The sequence below is a fragment of the Nocardia sp. NPDC023852 genome (assembly GCF_040639505.1).
In the GTDB taxonomy this organism is placed as follows: Bacteria; Actinomycetota; Actinomycetes; order Mycobacteriales; family Mycobacteriaceae; genus Nocardia.
Map to the genome: position 1 here is coordinate 1 of NZ_JBFAAB010000050.1, position 17,939 is coordinate 17,939.

At 67.2% G+C, this 17,939-nt stretch carries 13 protein-coding genes and 1 riboswitch; of the genes, 7 read left to right on the plus strand and 6 right to left on the minus strand.

Annotated features, from left to right (window positions below; translation table 11 throughout):
* Together AB0H00_RS31435 and AB0H00_RS31440 are read right to left on the minus strand one after the other, a co-directional pair.
* Positions 1–1,680 (minus strand): condensation domain-containing protein (locus AB0H00_RS31435; RefSeq protein ID WP_357273467.1); only part of this gene is annotated, 1,680 nt, incomplete at its 3' end.
* A 1,003-nt stretch (positions 1,681–2,683) separates the two neighbouring features.
* Positions 2,684–3,340 carry a hypothetical protein gene (locus tag AB0H00_RS31440; protein ID WP_357273470.1) on the minus strand — a complete coding sequence of 219 codons (657 nt, stop codon included), beginning with the start codon at positions 3,338–3,340 and terminating at the stop codon, positions 2,684–2,686.
* A gap of 572 nt (positions 3,341–3,912) precedes the next feature.
* Here AB0H00_RS31440 and AB0H00_RS31445 point away from each other — a divergent pair.
* The 5 genes from AB0H00_RS31445 to AB0H00_RS31465 all read left to right on the plus strand — a co-directional run bounded on the left by AB0H00_RS31445 (position 3,913) and on the right by AB0H00_RS31465 (position 8,226).
* The gene (locus AB0H00_RS31445) at positions 3,913–4,605 is read left to right on the plus strand and encodes a response regulator transcription factor (protein WP_357273472.1); all 693 of its coding nucleotides are present in this window, start codon (positions 3,913–3,915) and stop codon (positions 4,603–4,605) included.
* Positions 4,602–5,666: a HAMP domain-containing sensor histidine kinase gene (locus tag AB0H00_RS31450; protein ID WP_357273474.1), complete on the plus strand. Its 1,065-nt coding sequence runs from the start codon at positions 4,602–4,604 to the stop codon at positions 5,664–5,666. The genes AB0H00_RS31445 and AB0H00_RS31450 overlap by 4 nt, the downstream gene beginning before the upstream one ends.
* Positions 5,667–6,035: 369 nt before the next feature.
* Positions 6,036–7,586, plus strand: a complete 1,551-nt coding sequence (locus AB0H00_RS31455) for a DUF4173 domain-containing protein (RefSeq protein WP_357273475.1) — start codon at positions 6,036–6,038, stop codon at positions 7,584–7,586.
* A 45-nt stretch (positions 7,587–7,631) separates the two neighbouring features.
* The gene (locus AB0H00_RS31460; protein WP_357273477.1) at positions 7,632–7,910 is read left to right on the plus strand and encodes a hypothetical protein; all 279 of its coding nucleotides are present in this window, start codon (positions 7,632–7,634) and stop codon (positions 7,908–7,910) included.
* Positions 7,903–8,226 carry a CopG family transcriptional regulator gene (locus AB0H00_RS31465; protein ID WP_357273480.1) on the plus strand — a complete coding sequence of 108 codons (324 nt, stop codon included), beginning with the start codon at positions 7,903–7,905 and terminating at the stop codon, positions 8,224–8,226. Before AB0H00_RS31460 ends, AB0H00_RS31465 begins: the two co-directional genes overlap by 8 nt.
* A gap of 204 nt (positions 8,227–8,430) precedes the next feature.
* On the opposite strand, the gene AB0H00_RS31470 is transcribed toward AB0H00_RS31465, so the two are convergent.
* From AB0H00_RS31470 to AB0H00_RS31480, 3 genes are all read right to left on the minus strand, one after another.
* Positions 8,431–9,240 carry a DUF72 domain-containing protein gene (locus AB0H00_RS31470; RefSeq protein WP_357273482.1) on the minus strand — a complete coding sequence of 270 codons (810 nt, stop codon included), beginning with the start codon at positions 9,238–9,240 and terminating at the stop codon, positions 8,431–8,433.
* A 20-nt stretch (positions 9,241–9,260) separates the two neighbouring features.
* Positions 9,261–10,628: a cytosine permease gene (locus tag AB0H00_RS31475; RefSeq protein WP_357273484.1), complete on the minus strand. Its 1,368-nt coding sequence runs from the start codon at positions 10,626–10,628 to the stop codon at positions 9,261–9,263.
* Positions 10,622–10,734: riboswitch (TPP riboswitch) on the minus strand. It overlaps the preceding gene by 7 nt.
* A gap of 235 nt (positions 10,735–10,969) precedes the next feature.
* The gene (locus AB0H00_RS31480) at positions 10,970–11,368 is read right to left on the minus strand and encodes a hypothetical protein (protein ID WP_357273486.1); all 399 of its coding nucleotides are present in this window, start codon (positions 11,366–11,368) and stop codon (positions 10,970–10,972) included.
* Positions 11,369–11,968: 600 nt separating this feature from the next.
* Between AB0H00_RS31480 and AB0H00_RS31485 the strand changes: the two genes are divergently transcribed.
* Positions 11,969–13,219, plus strand: coding sequence for a cytochrome P450 (locus AB0H00_RS31485; RefSeq protein ID WP_357273489.1), 1,251 nt, complete (start codon positions 11,969–11,971; stop codon positions 13,217–13,219).
* A gap of 19 nt (positions 13,220–13,238) precedes the next feature.
* On the opposite strand, the gene AB0H00_RS31490 is transcribed toward AB0H00_RS31485, so the two are convergent.
* The gene (locus tag AB0H00_RS31490) at positions 13,239–14,351 is read right to left on the minus strand and encodes a styrene monooxygenase/indole monooxygenase family protein (protein WP_357273491.1); all 1,113 of its coding nucleotides are present in this window, start codon (positions 14,349–14,351) and stop codon (positions 13,239–13,241) included.
* Between the two features lie 586 nt (positions 14,352–14,937).
* Between AB0H00_RS31490 and AB0H00_RS31495 the strand changes: the two genes are divergently transcribed.
* A complete protein-coding gene (locus AB0H00_RS31495; protein ID WP_357273493.1) occupies positions 14,938–17,484 on the plus strand; it encodes a LuxR C-terminal-related transcriptional regulator in 2,547 nt (848 codons plus the stop codon).
* Positions 17,485–17,939 lie beyond the last annotated feature (455 nt).

Genomic DNA, 17,939 nt, shown 5'->3' on the forward strand with positions numbered 1-17,939 from the left:
ATCGTCGAGTACCGCGTCACCGCGCCCGGCGATCGGTGTCCCGATCGGGATATCGGTAGTGGCACTCAACCGGGCCAGCAAAACAGCCAACGTGGCGTGGACCACCATGAACAGAGACGAATTATGTTGGTGGGCATAGCTTTCCAGTGCCCGAACCAACTCCGCGTCCAGCACGCGACTGCTGCTGGCACCCCGATTCGACGCCACAACCGGCCGCGGCCTATCGGTCGGCAAACGAAGTTCCGCTGGGAGGTCCGCGAGCGTGGACCGCCAGAACGCCAGATCCTCGCGGCGGCTCCGGATCCGTGCGCCGTGGCGCGCGCTGTCGGGGTGGATCTGCCCGAGACCGGTGCCCGGTGCGGCGGCGGCGAACGCGTCGAGGAACTCCACAAATCTGGCGTGGTGCGCGGACAGTTCGGGGCCGGTGTAGAGATTGGGGTTGGCCAAAAAGTGAAGGATTGTCCGTGGCGGGTCTCCGGTCTGATACAGATCGACCAGCAAATCCTCGACCGGCCCGGAGCTGAGGATATGGAATTCCCCGGTCGCCGACCCGAGCCGGATCTCCTGGGGGAAGAACATGACATTCACCATCGGGCCTGCGAAACGCCGCTGACCGTTGCCTCCGGCGGCGGCGCGAATATCGGTGAGGTCGCACCGCTGGTGTCGCAACGCGCCCACCAGATCGGACTGCACCCGCCGCGTCAGGGTCGCGGCCGTGTCCTTGGTACCGAGCGCGATCGGGAGCGGTGCGACGTTGACGAACACCCCTCCGGACCGCCGCAGCACGGCGGTGGTGCGACCAGACACTGGAATATTGACAAGGACGTCGTCCCGGCCGGTCATCCGCGCCAGATAGCATCCGAATGCGGCGATCACCACCGCAGCGGGGCTGGCGTCCAACACTTTCGCGGAATCCGCGATGCGCCCTACCGTCACCATCGACAGTTCGGCGATTGCTGCCACGCTGTCCGCGCGCGGTGGCGCGTACCCGGTGACCAGGCTGGATCCTTCCTCGACGGCGGCGAGTCGGTTCACCCAATATGCCTTGTCGTTGGTGAACCGCTTCGACTCCCGGTAGCTGCGGTCGGCCTCGTAAAGAGTGCGCAGGTCCGCTGCCCGGCTCGGCTCTGTTGTCCGGCCTTGCACTGCCGCCGTGTACAGCGCGGCAATCCGATTCACTATCGTCATCGCGGCGTAGCCATCCAATGCGACGTGATGGATCCTGCTGTACCACAGGTAATGTCGATCCCCCACCTGCAGCAGCGCCGATGCGACCAACCGGTCCCGGCTCATATCCAACGGTGTGGTGTACTCGCGGCGCATCCACTGCAAGCCCGCCGCCATGGGATCCGGTTCACCACGCATGTCGATCACCGGCCCGGTCGAATCCAGCGCCGGGTCGAACAGCTGATGCGGCTCACCGTCGATTAGTACCAGGCGCAGATATCCGGACTGGAACTCGTGGCCCGCTTGAATCGACGTCGCACGCAGCAGATCGGAATCCACGTCTCCGTGCAACTCGATGTACTGTGCCTCGCATATCGGCACATCCGGGCTCAATTGCTGCGCCAGCCACAGCCCCCGCTGCCCGGCAGACAGCGGCACTGGCTGCGTTGCTGGCACTTCCGGTACGGCTTCCAACCCCCCATCGGGATGGAGCTGCGGTCGCGGAACGGTCATCACTTTGCCTTTGCCTCAAACCCGACCACAGTCAGTCTAAGCCGACTGGTTCGTTTGTGTACACCCCGATCTCGCGATTCACGCCGGGAGATGTCCGAATTCACGAAAGTGATCGTCAGCTTGTCGACGTGGATCGTTGAGGCTCATCAGGCAACCAAATAGCGACACCTTCTTCTCTCCGGATTATCCGCCCCGGCTAGACCCTCAACGCCGTTGCTTCCACGCCCAACGCTCGTGATCAGTCGTCGTCCCGTGAGAGTTCTGACGCGGTCAGCAATAGCGAGGAACCTGAAAATAGCGAGTGCGGTAGCTGCCTGACCTGCGCTTTGGTGGCGCAATAGGATGATTCGCATTTTGGTCGCGACGTGTGCCTCAGCGGCCTGAAGTGCTTGTTGGAAGGGCCCCTCTGTCGAAAAGAGCAGTGAAGCATCGGCTATTCAGAAGAGTGGCATGAGGTTCGAGTTCCATGGCTCGATCGTTCTGTTCGGACACGGGCGCAGGCCAAGTGCGCCTTGCTCCCGACCTTATGTCTTATTTGTCCGTATCAAATGATGGCAATGTAATTCTTCTAGGTGATGCCTGTAGGTATCGGAGTCGGCTCGTTCGGCGTGCCATGTCCGCGTATCTATGCTGTTTCGGCACCCGATGCGCCGGAATTCTTCTTGCGCTTTCTCAACCGTCGAATGTGTTCCGAGCAGGTCTATTTGATTTTCAGATTGTTTTTTATGTCCCTGTGGGCAAAGCGGTCGCTATCATAGGCGAGTTAATCAATCGGGTGAACAACCACTGCCGAGACGGAATACCGCCGGGCTCCACTAATCGTTGACCGTCTCCCATTCCGAAGAAACTTGTGGTCACCGCGATATCGACGGCTATCAACCGAAATGCCACAATATCGCCCGGTCCGACCTGCGCCATCGCACAGGCCTCATCGACAGCACCAGGTGCTCGCCGAGGTCGTTCCCGACCCGCCCACGTGCTCTGTCTGCGCGCGTCGGCATTGTCACCGCCCACTCCGGGCCGGACTCGCGCTGACACTGGTCGTCGAATGGCTCGAGCGCTGCGCGGTACCCCGTCGGCGGAGATCAGTCGGAGTTGCTGTGCCCACTCGGGAAGCGCGGGTACCGCGTCGAACCTCGCCACGACGGCCCTGAGCCGCGCCGAGGTGCTTACCGGGAGCATGCGCCCGAGCGACGGTTCGGTGTCGCGGGATCACAAACGTGTGTACCCCAGTACCTGTTCGACGGTGATCCGCTCGGCGTGCCGAGGACGTGATCCGCTCAGCGATCACCACCCCTCCCGCTCCGGCTGCGGCGATCACCGCGGCGGCGGCAAAGACGAGCCGGGCCAGCCGCGGCACCCGCCTGAGCGCCGACCGGACACCGCGCCGGTCGGGTCGCACACGGCCTGGCAACTCGTTGAGGGACCGGAGGACCTTCGCCTCCAGTGTCGGCGGCGGATTCACGGCATCGACCACGGTAAGCGCCGCCAGCGTCTCCCTGACCCCGCGCACGATGCTCGAGAATGCCGCCACGGTCCGGGGATCCGCCTCAGCCAGACGTCTTTCGATACTGCGGCGTTCGATCTCGGCTACGGCGTCCATCGCGTAGGGGTAGGCCAAGTCGAGCAGGTCCGCACGGCACTGCTCGGTCTCCATCATGCCGGTCACTTCCTGTCAGACAGGTCTGGAGCCGTTCGAGGCCGTCTCCGATGCGGCTCTTGACAGTGGGTACTCGGACGGCGAGATGGTCGGCGACACAGCCTGTTACTGGACCTCGGTGAGCGTGCCGAGGCAGTCCACCAGGACTGCTCGTCGAAACGGTGGATGACCGCTTCGGCGACGATGTCGTGGTCCCGGCCAAGGTGGGTGCGGCCGTAGACGGTGCCGAGGATTCCTCCGTGTGCTGCGTCAGCCGCCTGTTGGTGGATCAGCATCAGCAACCGGCCGATCGGGCTCGACAGCAGGCGGTCGTAGTTGCCCGCGAGCGCCCACGCTTGCAGGGTACACCGGGCCGGCGGCGACCTCGACTCACCGTGCGACCAGTCGGTCGATCAGGCTCTCGCAGGCTGTTGAGCGACCGGTCCCCGAGCCCGACCCGTCCGGGTGTTTGATTCGATGCCTGTCCGTGCGTAACGGCGCTGCGGCGCCGTCGCCGATCGAGTCGGGAATGCACACGGAATCTCCACAATCGGCGACAGATCTCTCCACAGCGGGTAGCTAGGGTTCCGTTCATGGACCAGAGCGCACCGCCCGCATCGCGACGGATTCTCGTGGTGGACGACGAGGTGACGATCGCGGAATCCGTCGCGGCGCGCCTACGGGCGGAGGGCTTCACCGTCGACGTGGCGCACGACGGTCCTTCCGCGGTCGCCGCCGTCGAGCGCGTCGAGCCCGACCTGGTGGTGCTCGACGTCATGCTGCCAGGGTTCGACGGGCTAGAGGTGTGTCGGCGCGTCCAGGCGGGCCGCTCGGTCCCGGTGCTCATGCTCACCGCGCGCACCGACGAAACCGACCAGCTCATCGGTCTCGGTGTCGGCGCGGACGACTATCTCACCAAACCGTTCTCCTTGCGTGTGCTCGCGGCCAGAGTGCATGTGCTGCTGCGCCGGGTGGATCGCGCTGTCGACCGCGACGGCACCACGATCCTGGTCGGTGATCTGCGCATCGATATCGACCAGCGTCGCGTGTGGCGCGCCGACGTCGAGGCGCAACTGACGCCGCTCGAATTCGACCTCCTCGCCCGCCTCGCTCGTCGCCCGCGCGTCGTGCTCGCGCGCGAGCGGCTGCTCGAAGAAGTCTGGGACTGGGCGGACGCCGCAGGCAGTCGCGCGGTCGACAGTCACGTCAAAGCGTTGCGCCGCAAGCTCGGCGCCGACCTGATCCGGACCGTGCACGGTGTCGGTTACGCGCTGGAGGCCCGGTGAATCCGGACTTGGCTGCTTCGGGGGCCGTCGCTCGGCGGTGGGTCCGCCGCACGGGCGATCGAGTGGCCGAGGCGTTGCCACGGCCGCTGGATCCGGTGCAGTCGATCAAGCTGAAGCTGGCGATCCTCATGCTGTGCTCGGGCGGGGTCGCGTTCGGTTTCTTCCGGTTCAAGATCGGATGGCTGCCGCCGCGAACGACGATCACCGCTGTGGTGATCGCGCTGGTGACTTCGCAGTTCCTCGCGCACGGCATCACGAGGCCGCTGCGCGAGATGACGGCGGCGGCCAAGCGAATGGCACACGGCGACTACACCCGTCGGGTGCGGGCGAGCTCACGCGACGAGGTAGGGCAGCTGGCGGTGGCGTTCAACCAGATGGCCGCCGACTTGGCAGCGGCCGACCAGCAACGCCGCGACCTCATCGCGAATGTCTCACACGAACTGCGGACGCCCATCACGGCCTTGCACGCGGTGCTGGAGAACCTGGTCGACGGCGTCTCAGAACCCGATCCGACGACGCTGAGCACAGCACTGGCCCAGACCGAGCGGCTGAGCCTGCTGGTCTCCGAACTGCTCGACCTGTCCAGCATCGAAGCGGGCGCCTTCCCGCTCGACCGCGAAGATTTCCCGATCGCGCCGTTGCTGGCCGAGGTCGTCGCCGAGGCCGAGGTCATGACAGCCGCGCTCGGACGCGGCGTGCGCTTCCACACCGACGTGTCACCCGGCGCCGCTCGCATGTACGCGGACCGTGCTCGTTTACATCAGGTGCTGCTCAACCTGCTCGACAACGCCGCGCGGCACGGCCCGACAGGTGGCGAAGTCCGCGTCGCCGCGCGGGCGGCCCCGGGCGAGGTCGTCATCGACGTGCAGGACGAAGGGCCCGGCATCCCGCCGGCCGAGCGCGCCACTGTCTTCGACCGTTTCACCCGCGGGGGCCGCACCGTGGGCGGCGGCACCGGACTCGGCCTCGCCATCTCCCGATGGGTGGTCGACCTGCACGGCGGGACCATCGCCGTCGCCGACCCCGGCTCCCGCATTCGAGTGGTTCTGCCGAACCCCTGACTTACCGCCCCAGACAACCCGGACCGCCATGAGGGATCCCGGGGCGATTCCGTACGCCCAGAGGAGGGAACAACCATGCCCGAAACGCCTGAACCCGCGCCGAGGACAAAGACATCGTCCTTACCGGAGGCTGACATCCCCGGTGATTCGACGTCGGGATTCCTCGAATCAGCCGCCGACCCGGTGCCGGAGTCTGTCGCTCGACCTGCTCCGGTACAGGACGCTACGGCGCCACAGGGAAATGGCTCCAGGGGCGAATCGCCTGGCACCGTCGAATCGAAAGCCCAGGCGCGGGACGCCGCGCCGATGTCCCAGATAGCGGCTCAACCGACTCCGCTGATCCGAATGCCGCCACCGAAGTGGCGACGAGTGGCCAGCCCTCCTGGGGTGGTGCCCGCCGCGTTGGTCTCCGGGCTGGCCGCCGCGATCCTGGTCCCGGGGGACCGCCCGGGTATCGGCTGGGTCCTCGCGGGCACCGTGGCCGCGGTGGCGGTCTTCCTCGTCGACCGCAACGCCCGCAGGAGTGCCGCGGACTCGACCGTCGAGCCGAAAACCGCGGAAGGTACTGCTCAGGAATCGGATACCGAAGGGCAGTTCGTGCCCGGATTCGTCCGGTGCCTCCGAGGTCCGTTCGGCCGTGCCCTCGGCGTCGGACACGGTGATCGCGGAATACGACACGGCGGACCCGAATTAGCGGTGGTCCAGCGCAGGGAGAGCGCGGGAAGGGCCTGGTGGACAACGCTCGCGCTCGCCCTGCTCGCGGTCGGGGCGTTCCGGGCCGCGGGGTGGCTGTTCGCGCTGTGTGTCGTCGCGGCGTGTGTGGCCGGTTCGCTGGCCGTCGTCGGACACCGATCGGCGAACGGCGTCCTCTACGACACGATCGCGGTTCCGCTCGAGGCATTGGCCGCGGTCCCGTGGGTGTACGCGGGCATGAGCCGGGCGCGCGCGAGTAGGGCGAAGCGGGGGTGGCGGTTCGGGCTGTCGACGGTGGTGACCATCGTGCTGCTCGCGGTGTTCGTGCCGCTGCTCGGCAGCGCCGACGCGACGTTCGCGACCTTGCTCGAGACGGTGACGCCGGATCTCGGCGCGTCATCGGGGGCACGGTGGATCGTCCTGTTCACGGTGGTCACGCTCGGTGCGCTGGGGGCGATGTTCGTGCTCGCCGGTCCGCCCCTGCCCGCCGCCGCCTCGGCAGGAGGCAGCGGGAGTTTGCGGCGTCCGGAGTGGGTGCTGCCGGTCGGTGCGCTCGCGATCCTGTTCACGGCGTTCGTGGGCGCCCAGTTCGTCGCGCTCTTCGGCGGCGACGGATACGTCCGGCGCACCGCGGGCCTGACCTACGCCGAGTACGCCCGCAGCGGGTTCTGGCAACTGTCGGCGGTCACCGTCCTGACCCTGGCAGTTCTCGTGCTCGTGCTGCGCTGGGCCGCCCAGGACACCGCCGCCGACCGGCTGTGGCTGCGCGGGCTGCTCACGGTGGTGAGTGTGCTCGCGCTGATCATGGTCGCCTCGGCCCTCGGCCGGATGTGGACCTACCAGCAGGCCTACGGCTTCACGGTCCTTCGCCTGGTGGTCGAGGTCTGCGAATTGTGGCTCGGTCTGGTCTACCTCCAGGTTCTGGTCGCAGTAGCGTGGTTGGAACGCTCGTGGCTGCCGCGTGCTGTGCTCGGTTCCGCCATGGTCACGGTGCTCGCCCTCGCGGTCCTCGACCCGGAACGGCTGATCGCGGACAAGAACATCGACCGCTGGCACCAGGGCAGGTCGTTCGACGTCGACTATCTCGGCACTCTCTCGCCGGACACCCTTCCCGCGACCGATCGCCTCCCCGAACCGCTGCGCACCGACCTGCGTGCCCGACTGCGCGCCGATCTCGAGCAGGACAGCTGGCAGAGCTGGAACCGCTCCCGCGCGAGAGCGCGCTAGCCAGCGGGCGATCAGCCGTGCAATACACTTGTATTATAGGTGATCGTGGGTTATAACTGGCCTGAGTGGGCATTGTTGTCGCTGGTGGGGATCGACCCTCGCGAGGTGGCGCAGGTGCTCATGGGTGCCCGCCGATGGCCTCGGCGGGCGCGTGGCCGAAACGAGCTGGCGGTCCTGACGGTGTGGGGCCGCACCGACGCTGGTCGGCCACTCATCATCGCTGTCCGTCGCACCGAAGGCTGGCAGTGGGACATCCTGGGCGCGGTCGAGATGACCGACGCGCAGGCGGCCGAACTCGAGCGCTGGGAGCACGCCGATGACTGACTACCCGACGAACCCGAACGACGTCCAGGACTTCCTGTCCGGCCTCGAATACACCGACGCGCCCGTGGCGCCGGCCGACGTGCCGCCGCCGCTGCGCGCCGAGGACACGGTCACCGTGACCACGTCCCTGCGCATTCCGCTCGACCTGCATCAGCGGGTCAAGAAGGCCGCCGAACAGCGCAACGTGACCATGTCGGCGCTCATCCGTGACTGGATCGAACTGGAACTGGCGGCCCTGGAGAACGACCAGCCCATCTCCCGCGCCGACGCGTTGCGCGCCCTCGCCGCCCTGCACCCGCTGCGGGAGTCGGCGTAGGGGAGTCCGCGCATCACTTGCGGGGCAGAGTCCGATCGAGTTGCGCGGCGAACTCGTCGGCGTGGTGAGGTAATCGACGTGTCGCCTGCGAATTATCGCGATCATCGCGATCGAGGAAGAGCACGAGCAGTGCTCGGTCCGAGGGATGTGCCTTCGAGCGGCAGGGAAGCACATCACCAGGTTCGAGGTCCTCGACGAACACGACTAGGCCGCGAGTCGGGTCCGCAGAGCCATAGCGTCACGCGGCGCCATCACCTTCGCGTCGTTGTCGAAATAGACATATACGTCCCCGGATTCGGCCCATCCGCGGATCTTCGCTGCCCACATGTCCAGGCCGTGGTCGGTGTACCCGCTGACGTAGAGCTCGTCGTGTCCGTGCAACCGGATGTATACGAACTCCGCGGTGACCTCCTCCAGCAGCGGATACTTGCCCGCCGCGTCGGCGACCACCAGCGCGACGCCGTGCCGCGTGAGCAATTCGGTGAACCTCGGGGTCACGAAGCTGTCGTGCCGGATCTCCATCGCGTGCCGCATCGGGCGGTCGGCGTCGGTCGTCGTATGTGCGGGATCGACCCGGTGGTCGTGCCGCTGCGCGACCTCGACGGCTTGCGCGGTGCTGCGGGGGAGGCGGGCGAGGAACGCGTCGAGCACCTGCGCGTCGAACGGAAAATTCGGTGGCAGCTGCCAGAGGATCGGGCCCAGCTTCGGCCCCAGCGCGAGCGGCCCGGACGCGAGGAAGTTCGCCAGTAGCGTGTCGCCGTCGCGCAGCCGCTTCATGTGGGTGATGAATCTGCTGCCCTTCACCGCGAACATGAAGTTGTCCGGGGTTTGCTCGGCCCACATCCGATAGCTGGACGGACGTTGCAGCGAATAGAAGGAGCCGTTGATCTCGACGCTGTCGAACCGCTCGGACAGGTAGGCCAGTTCGCGCTTCTGCGCCAGCCCCGCGGGGTAGAACACCCCGCGCCAGGGCGGATACACCCATCCCGACGTGCCGACTCGGATCTGGCCCATCCCTCCATGGTGACAAACGGCTACGTGGGCTTCCGTGGTACTGCGATCCGTCCGACCAGCCATGCCACCAGCACCGCGGCGAGGAATGACAGCAGTGACGCGCTCATCCACGCTTGCCCGGTGAAATGCAAGGCATCCTGAACCCGGACCCAGAAGTTGGTCCACACGCCCGCGTCGCCGGGGTTGACCAGCTGATATACCGAAAGCCCCAGCAGCCAGGCGAAGACCATTCCCCAGCGTGAGGGCGCGTCCCGCTCGGTATTCCAGTCACCTTTCGCTCGCAGGAAGAAGTCGGCCACCAGCACACCGAGTAGCGGCACGAATACCGACCCGATCAGCCCGAGGAAGCCGAAGTAGTTTTCCATATTCAAGCGCAGCGCGAGCAGCGTGATCAGGGTGCCTAGACCGATCGAGAGGATGCGGCGGTCGATTCGCGGCGCCAGGTTCTGGATCGAGACGGCGGTGGAGTAGACGTTGGCGAACGACTGATCGGCCTCGCGCACCACGAAGACGAAGAAGAACAGCGCGCCGAGGCTCACCTGGAGGAACGGGGCGTAGGGGCCGCCGTCACCCGTCGCGAGCGCCAGCGCGCACAGCCCGAGGACGTAGGCGACGACCTGGGTGATCGTGTACGCCCCGCTGGCTGCCCCGAACGCCGAGCGGCTGCTGCGGGCGTGGCGGGTGTAGTCGGCGGCGACTGGCACCCAGGAGATCGAGACGGCCAGGGCGGCGTCGGTCGCGATCCAGAAGAGATTCCAGTCCACTCCGAATGGGCCGCCACCGCGCGGACCGGGATTGTTCCGCAGGTCAGGCAGGCCGACCCGGAAAAACTGGACGTAGAACCAGATCAGTGCGATGGCGACGCCGACCGTCACGAACCGGCGCAGCAGCCGGACCGACCCGAGCGGCCAGACCGTCAGGATGGTCGTGAGCATGCCCGCGGCCACCACGTAGAGCCAGTGTGGGCCGCCGTGGAACAGCTCTTCGGCCGCGTCGCCGATCACGATCAGCTCAAAGGTCCCCCAGCCGATCAGCTGCGCGATGTTGAGCACCGTCGGCAGGTAGCTGAGCTTCGCGCCGAACAGACCACGCAGGAGCATCATCGCGGGCTTGCCGGTCCGCGCACCGAGGACGGCCGCCGCGCCGAGCATCAACCCGCCCACCACGGTTCCGATGATCGTTGCGAGAATGCCCGCCGCGATCGAGATCTGCGCGGTGCCCTGCGTATTCGGCGCGAGCACCGTGTACGCACCGGAGAACGCGAAGAGGCTGACGCCGAGGTTGGCCCAGAACGCGCTCTGGTCCCAGAACGACAGAATCTTCGGTGCGGGCTCGTCGAGGGTCAGTGGGGCTTCGCGTCCAGCTTTGTCCAGGGTCGATGACGACATGGCGAAAAGCTCCCTACGCCGGCATTACCCGGACAGGTTCATGCGGTCGGCGACGCAGGATCCGCGCTCTCAGCCCGGCCGTGCCCGAGCTCCCGCGGTGGGGGTGATTCCGGCGAATCGTACACCGGCACCCCGTCCTGGCGACCGGGAACACCAGCGCGGGCGCAGTGCGATGGCACCTCGGTGCAGGCCGGCTCGTCCGTCGTGCGGCCGGATTTACTACCAAGGCATCTACGACGCGCATCGAATTTGCGGCAATCGACCGGATCCCACAGGCCGAAACCAATTCTGACACTGTGTGATCCGTGGGAACTGCTTTCGCATCGCCGAGAGCGGGTGGACTAGGCGAGCAGGAACGAGCCCGCGAACCAGGCCAGCAGCACCAGCACTGCGCCGAGCGCCGCGCCGGGAAACAGCGCTCGTCCCTGCTTGGCCGCCATGCCTGACAGCGCGGCGCCGACGCCGAATCCTATGATTCCGCCGCCGATCATCACCCACGCGCCCAGGCTGGTGTCGACATGGCAGGCCGGTTTGGAGTCGCACACACCGCCCGCCATCAAGAACCACGGCGCGATGACCGCCGACATCATGGCCAGCGCCGCGGGTAGGAACCACAGCAACGCACTGACGATCAGGTCCGTATTGCTCGGTGGCTCGACCGGGCGGGCGTCATTGCTCTCGCGCGTCGGATAGCCGGAAGGGGTTGCGCCTTGGGACACCTGGTTCAGGTAACCGTGCATCGTCTCTCGCTATCGCTTGTCGGTGGAGTCGGCCGGGCCGATGGATGTTATATACCAGCCGCGCGCACGGAATTCGTTGTGTCCCCGTCGATGCGAGCACCGAACTGCCCGCGCTCGCCCCACCATCATTCCAGCCCGCCTTCCGGCCGTCACCATACCTTCGCGCGGCATCACCTGGGCGCCTGATGCGCTTCCCACAGGGAACCGTGGTATCACTGAAACTGGTGTCGGACCTCAACTCCGACACGGAAACATCCCTGCGGACATCCGAACTTCGGTTCATGAATTCACCTCGGCCGCGCAGGCGTCCCAGTCCATACCTTCCCGGGAGTGCAGGTATTGCACAGGGAACCGACGGTCGGCCCTGGCACGCGCCCTTCCGGAAAGCTGGCGCATCGGGCCAGGTCACCTGGGTCTACTGATGCCCGCGACCTACCTACCGGACCATCCTGTGTGTCGATCCGCCCGGTGGCCGGGTGACGCGGTGCGACGGTGCACCGAATGGACTGGACGACAGCGAGGTGTGGGCCGCGCGGTAGTCCGCGCCGCCGTCGCCTGGACAGCATTCGTCGAAATCGTTTCTGATGTGGGAGTCGAGTAGTGTCCCGAGAGTTTGTACCGCCCGCGAGCAGCCCTGGCGCACATCGTGGTTCGCCGGTCGACACCGATGCCGAGCGTGTGTCGCTGTATTCCCTCGAGTTCGCGGCCGATCCGCACCGCGCCTACCAGGACATGCGGGCTCGCTACGGTTCGATGGTGCCGGTCGAGCTGGCGCCGGGGGTGCCCGCGACGCTGGTGATCGGCTATCACACCGCGGTCCGAATCCTGCACGATCCAGCGCACTTCCCGGCCGACCCGCGCGCCTGGCAGGCGAGCATCCCCGCCGACTGCCCGGTGCTGCCGGTCCTGGAGTGGCGTCCGAACGCCCTGCGCAGCGCGGGAAGCGAGCACCTTCGCTACCGGCAGGCCAACACCGCGAGCATCAACGCAGTGGACTTGCACTTCCTGCACAGCACGGTGGAGCGGATCGCGGTCCCGCTGATCAATTCCTTCTGTGCGGCGGGTACGGCGGACCTGGTCTCCCAGTACGCTTTTCCGCTCGCCTTCGAGTCGATCAACGCGATGCTGGGCTGCCCGCCGGAGATCGGGCAGCAGGTCGCCGCCGCGACCGCCGCGGTCTTCGACGGCGTCGACGCCGAGGAGGGCAACCGGATGCTCAGCGAGGCGCTGCTGCGGCTGGTCGAACTCAAACGCGCCGAGCCGGGCGACGACATCACGACACAACTGCTCCAGCATCCGGCGAACCTCGACGACGCGGAGCTGATCCACCAGCTCGTCGTGCTCTACGGCGCGGGCATCGAACCGCTGCAGAACCTGATCATCAACAGTCTCGTGCTGATCCTCACCGACGACCGCTTCGGCGGTCACGTCCTCGGCGGCAGCCTGTCCACCCGCGACGCCCTCGACGAGGTGCTGTTCACCGACCCACCGATGGCGAACTTCTCCGTGAGCTACCCGCGCCAGCCGATCCTGATCGACAACGTCTGGCTGCCCGCGCACCAGCCGGTCGTCATCAGCATGGCGGGCTGCAACAACGACCCGGCGATCAGCTCCGCCGACCAGAGCGGCAACCGGTCGCACCTGGCCTGGGGCGCGGGCCCGCACGCCTGCCCCGCCAAGACCCCGGCCTACCTGATAGTCCAGGACGCGATCGACCAGCTGCTCGACGCGCTGCCCGAACTGCGGCCCGCCGTCGCAGTGGACGAATTGGCCTGGCGGCCAGGGCCTTTTCATCGAGCCCTCGCCGCACTGCCGGTCGTTTTCCCCGCGACTCCGCCGTGGGAGTCGTGATATCCGGGGCGTCAGCCGCTCACGACGGGGAGCCCGCGAATCGGGCCATGCTCGCCGGTCGCGCGAAGGTGTCGGCGAAGGCGTCGGCCAGTGCCGGGTCGTGCTGCGCGGCGAGCATCAGCTCCTGCATCGCGGGAGGAGGGTCGAGCACCGTCGTGGTCCACAGCGCCGCGGGGTGCGCGACGCCGGTGAGCCACGGCGCAGCAACCCATTCCATCCACGCCCGGTCGTAGGGGCCGCCGGGATAGTGCAGGATTCCCTCGCTGTAACGGATCGCGCACTGGACGGCATTGTTGGCGCCCTGCGCGCCGCCGGGGTCCATCCGGCAGACGACATCGCCGCCGCCGAGCACGGGCGTGCCGGACGGCAGGGTGCCCACCGGCTTGCGCATGGCCGGTATCACGGCGCCGACGAGGGTCGCCCCCGCATCGGTCGGTTCGGCGTCGCGATACCGGTCGGCGAGCTCGGCGGGCAGGTGGTGATTGAGCAGCTCTTTGGCCTGCCGCACGCGTTCCGTGGGCGTGCTGTGCGAAGTGAACACGTCCAGCGCACCGCCGGGCCTCGCCTCGAACAGGACCATCTCGCACCGGCGTTCCTGTCCTGGGCGACCGGTCAGCCCGGGGTAGGAGATCACTTCGCCGTGTTCGGGCAGTGAGATGTAGGTGCCCAGGTTATCCGGGTCCGGTTGGACGGCGTCGAGATACAGCACCGCGAGGCGTCGCGAGGGTTCGGCGGGAACGGTCCACAGCGGGTCGGCCTCGAAACACGCGGCGAGTTCGCGCGAGGCGCGGGTGACGACGGTCAGGTCGTAGTCGGCGGCCCGGCGATCGAGTTCCGCCACCGACGGGTCAGCGATGAGCAGGTCTCCGCCGTTGGCCGAGAACTCGGTGAGCCAGCGTGCGAATACGGTCCGCTGGTCCACGCTCTGTGCCGGTCGAGTGAGGCGCCCGGACCAGCCGACCACTACCGTGCGGTCGACGACCATGCTGAGGCGGATGCCCTCGATGTTCGGCGCGGTCGACCGCCAGAAACCGAGTCCCGCGTCCGATTCGAGGTCTAGGGTGGCCGAGAACTTGACTTGTGTGCTTGTCACTGTGCCCGCGAGGACGGCCTCGGCGTCGCGGTCGGTCACCAGGGTGACCGACCTACCGCCTCCCAGAAGCCGATGGGCGAGGGGTAACCCACATTCGCCTGCTCCGATTACCTGTATTTGTCCCACTGCGCGTCCTTTCGGTGGTGAGATCGACTGCGGTCGATAGCGAAATCGTTGGCGAATAGGTAGGTACGGCACATCGATAGGGGCCGTCGGTATCGGTGCTCAGATCCACAAACTCCGGCACGGCAAAGGCGGCAGATCGCCACGGAGATCGTGGTCGATCGTGACGACTGCGCCGATCGTGGCGGCGGCCGCGGCGAAGTGCCGGGCAACGGTGCGCGCGTCCCGATAGTCCAGCTCGATTGGTGGGTGTTCGAACCTCACGTGGATCCGGCACCAGTCCCTTTGCTGGTGCCGTCCGTCGGCGGTGTGTCGGCGCTCCGCTGCAGACATCTCGTCTTCCTGTGCCCAGTCCGTCCGCGGCGCCGGTCCAACGCCACGATGTGATGTCAGAATCGCCGGATAGGTAGGTTGTGCGCATCGGGGGCTGCGTCGCAGTCTGCCGCCGAGTACCTACAGTTCTCCGCTTTCCGTCGCCTAGAGCCGACTACGCTGCCTTGATGTGTCGGTAAGACGTGCGCCGGGTCAGGGTCTCCCGCCAGCGGCCACCAGTGATTTCGTCGGCCGCGAGCGCGAGCTGGAGACGGTCGGGATGTTATTGCTCAGCTACACCCGTCTGGTCACCCTGATCGGCGTGGGCGGGATCGGGAAGACCCGTTTGGCGACGGAGGCCGTGCACCGATTCCAGAAGGCGCGGAGGGTGCCGGTGCATTGGGTGCGCCTGGCCCGGCTGTCGAAGGGCGCCGACGAGTCGGTCATCGAGGAGGAGCTCGCGCAGTCGTTGGTCGCCGCCGACTTCTCCGGACGGTCAGCGCGGGACGCGGTGATCGGCATGCTCGGTCGCACCGACGCGGTGGGCAGCGCCTTGCAGACGATCCTTGTGATGGACAACTGCGAACATGTCCTGGACGGGGCGGCGAGGGTGATCGCCGACCTACTCGACGCGGTACCCGGACTCACCGTGCTGGCGACGAGCCGCGAGGCGATCGGCTGGGTCGACGAGCAACTCGTGCCCGTGTCCGCCCTGTCCCAGGAACATGCGCTGACCCTGTTCCGTCGACGCGCGGATCTGACCGGGCACACCATCGCCGACCGCGACGTCGAGGATGCCGTCGCGATCTGCAGGCACGTGCACAACCACCCGCTCTACATCCGTCTGGCCGCTGCGCGGCTGCTGCGCCGACCGCTCACGATGATCCTGCGTGACCTCAGCGGGGAGGCGAGCGACCGGAGGCTGCGCTGGTCGCATGGTCCGCGCGTCGGTGCCGACGAACGGCATCAGGGCATTCGCGATGTGATCGCCTGGTCCTACGACCTGTGCCGGGACAAGGAACGCCTGCTCTTCGAGCGGTTGGCGGTGTTCGCAGCTGGATACGACGTCGGTCACGAGGACGCGGGCATGTCCGGCCTCGATGTGGGCGCCGAGCTCGAGGCGATCGAGGCGGTCTGCGCCGACGATGACGGTGACGGTCTCGCGCGCGCCGAGATCGAGGATCTGCTCGAGCGGCTGGCGGACCAATCGCTCGTGTCGGTACACCTGACCCCGGACACGGCGCGCTACTCACTGCTGGAGAGTTTTCGCGTGTTCGCCCAGCAGCGGCTGCGCGAGCGCGGCGACGAATGGGCTCGCTTGATGCGCAGGCACCGCTGTTACTACCGCGATAAGGTCGTCGCGGCGCAGGCCGAGTGGTTCGGCCCGGCTGAACAGGACCTACTCGACTGGGCAAGGGCGGCCTGGGACAACTTGCTGTGCGCCATCGACGGCAGCCTCAGCACGCCGGGGGAGGCCGCCGTCGGTCTGGAGATCGCGGTCGGGCTCATCGCGCTGCGCATCCCGTTCTTCAGGGGCTCGCTGCGCGAGCCCCGCCGCTGGGCCGAGCGCACCCTCGCCGCGACCCGCGGCCGCGACCCACAGCCGGTGCAACTGCAACTCGCGGCGATGTCCATGATCGGGTGGATCAGTTTGTGCCAGGGTGTGCACGAGGATGCCGAACGCATGCTCGACGACTGCGTCGCGATCTGCGTACCGGATCCGGCGACCCGCGCAGGGTGGCGCGAGCACCCCGAACGAGATCTGGGTCTACCCGCGCCGGTGGAATTCGCCAGGGGCAGTGAACTGTTGCTGGTGCGGTGCGACGTGCGTGCGATCCCCGTCCTGGCTCGTGCGCGTGAGAAATTCACGGCACAGGGCGACCGCGGCGGCGCCGCGATGAGCGAGCTGATCGAGGCGCTCGCCGCCGCGTTCCTCGGCACGGCGGCGCAGGCGCTCGACATCGCCCGGCGGCACTTGGACAACGCGGAGCGGTCCGGCGCGCGGTGGGCCGAGTCGTGGGCCGAATTGGCCTGGGCGATCGCGCTGGCCAAACACGGCGACCCGAAACAAGCCCTGGCCGTGGGGCGCACCACGCTGTCGAGCCAACTCGCGATGCGCGATCAGTGGGGCGTGGTGTGGGCGATCCACTTCCACGCGTGGTCGCTGGCGCGTTCGATTGCCGACGCGGGCGACGAGCGTTCCGGCGAGGTGGCCGAATGGGCGCTGGATATCGCGCGGCTCATCGGTGGCGTCGCCACACTGCGGCAGAAACTGGGCGTGGATATCGCGAACCTGGGACCGTTTGCCGCCGAGACCGACGCCGCCGCCGCGGTCGCCCGGGAGGTCCTCGGTGCGACGGTCTTCGCCGCGGCCGAGCGCGAAGGCTCGCTGCTGCGGCCCGAACTCGGCGAGGTGGCCCAATTGGCTTTGGGCACATTGTCGTTGGACCGTCTGCCGATCGACCACCCCGTGCGACGGCAGCGCCCGTCCCGGTGGCAGGAGCTGTCGACCGCCGAGCAGGAGGTAGCGACCTTGGCGGCGGCGGGCTGGACCAACACCGCGATCGCCGTGCGACGGGGCAGCTCATTCAAAACCGTGGACGCCCAGATGGCCTCGATCCTGCAGAAGCTGATGATCGGCTCGCGCGAGGACATCCTCGTCCTCGTGCCTGCCGATCAGCGGGCCCGGGTGGCCGAGGAAGCCACCCGCCGCCCGAAGCGCACACGGCGGTCGTGAGGCAGTCAGGAATCGCGGTTTCGGCGTCGGCCGTCCGCCGGCACTGCGCGGTGGTCACCGGTTTCGCCGCCGCGTACCGCGCGCCGGGACATCTTGCGCGCGTTGCTTATTCACGACCACGTCGCGACCCGAGTCGACATCGCACTCCGGCGATGCCCGGTACTCTGGGAAGAGCGGTGGCCGCATCGACGCTAAGTTAGCGGGAATTTGCTCAACACCCCTGCGCAATACGTCGCATTTGGGTACCGTATGTTATCGATGGTTCGCTTTGATTGAGGAGTGGGCCGGGGTCGAAGATACGGCCCCGCAAGGAAGACGCCGCTGTCTCCCATACGGATACACACGTTCCCGAGACGCGGACGACGTCGAGGATGGTGTGGCCGAATGCGTATTTCTGCTCCGATAACCGTCTCGGCCTTGGTTGTTGCTGGTGTGGTGGTGAGTGGTTCGGCGGC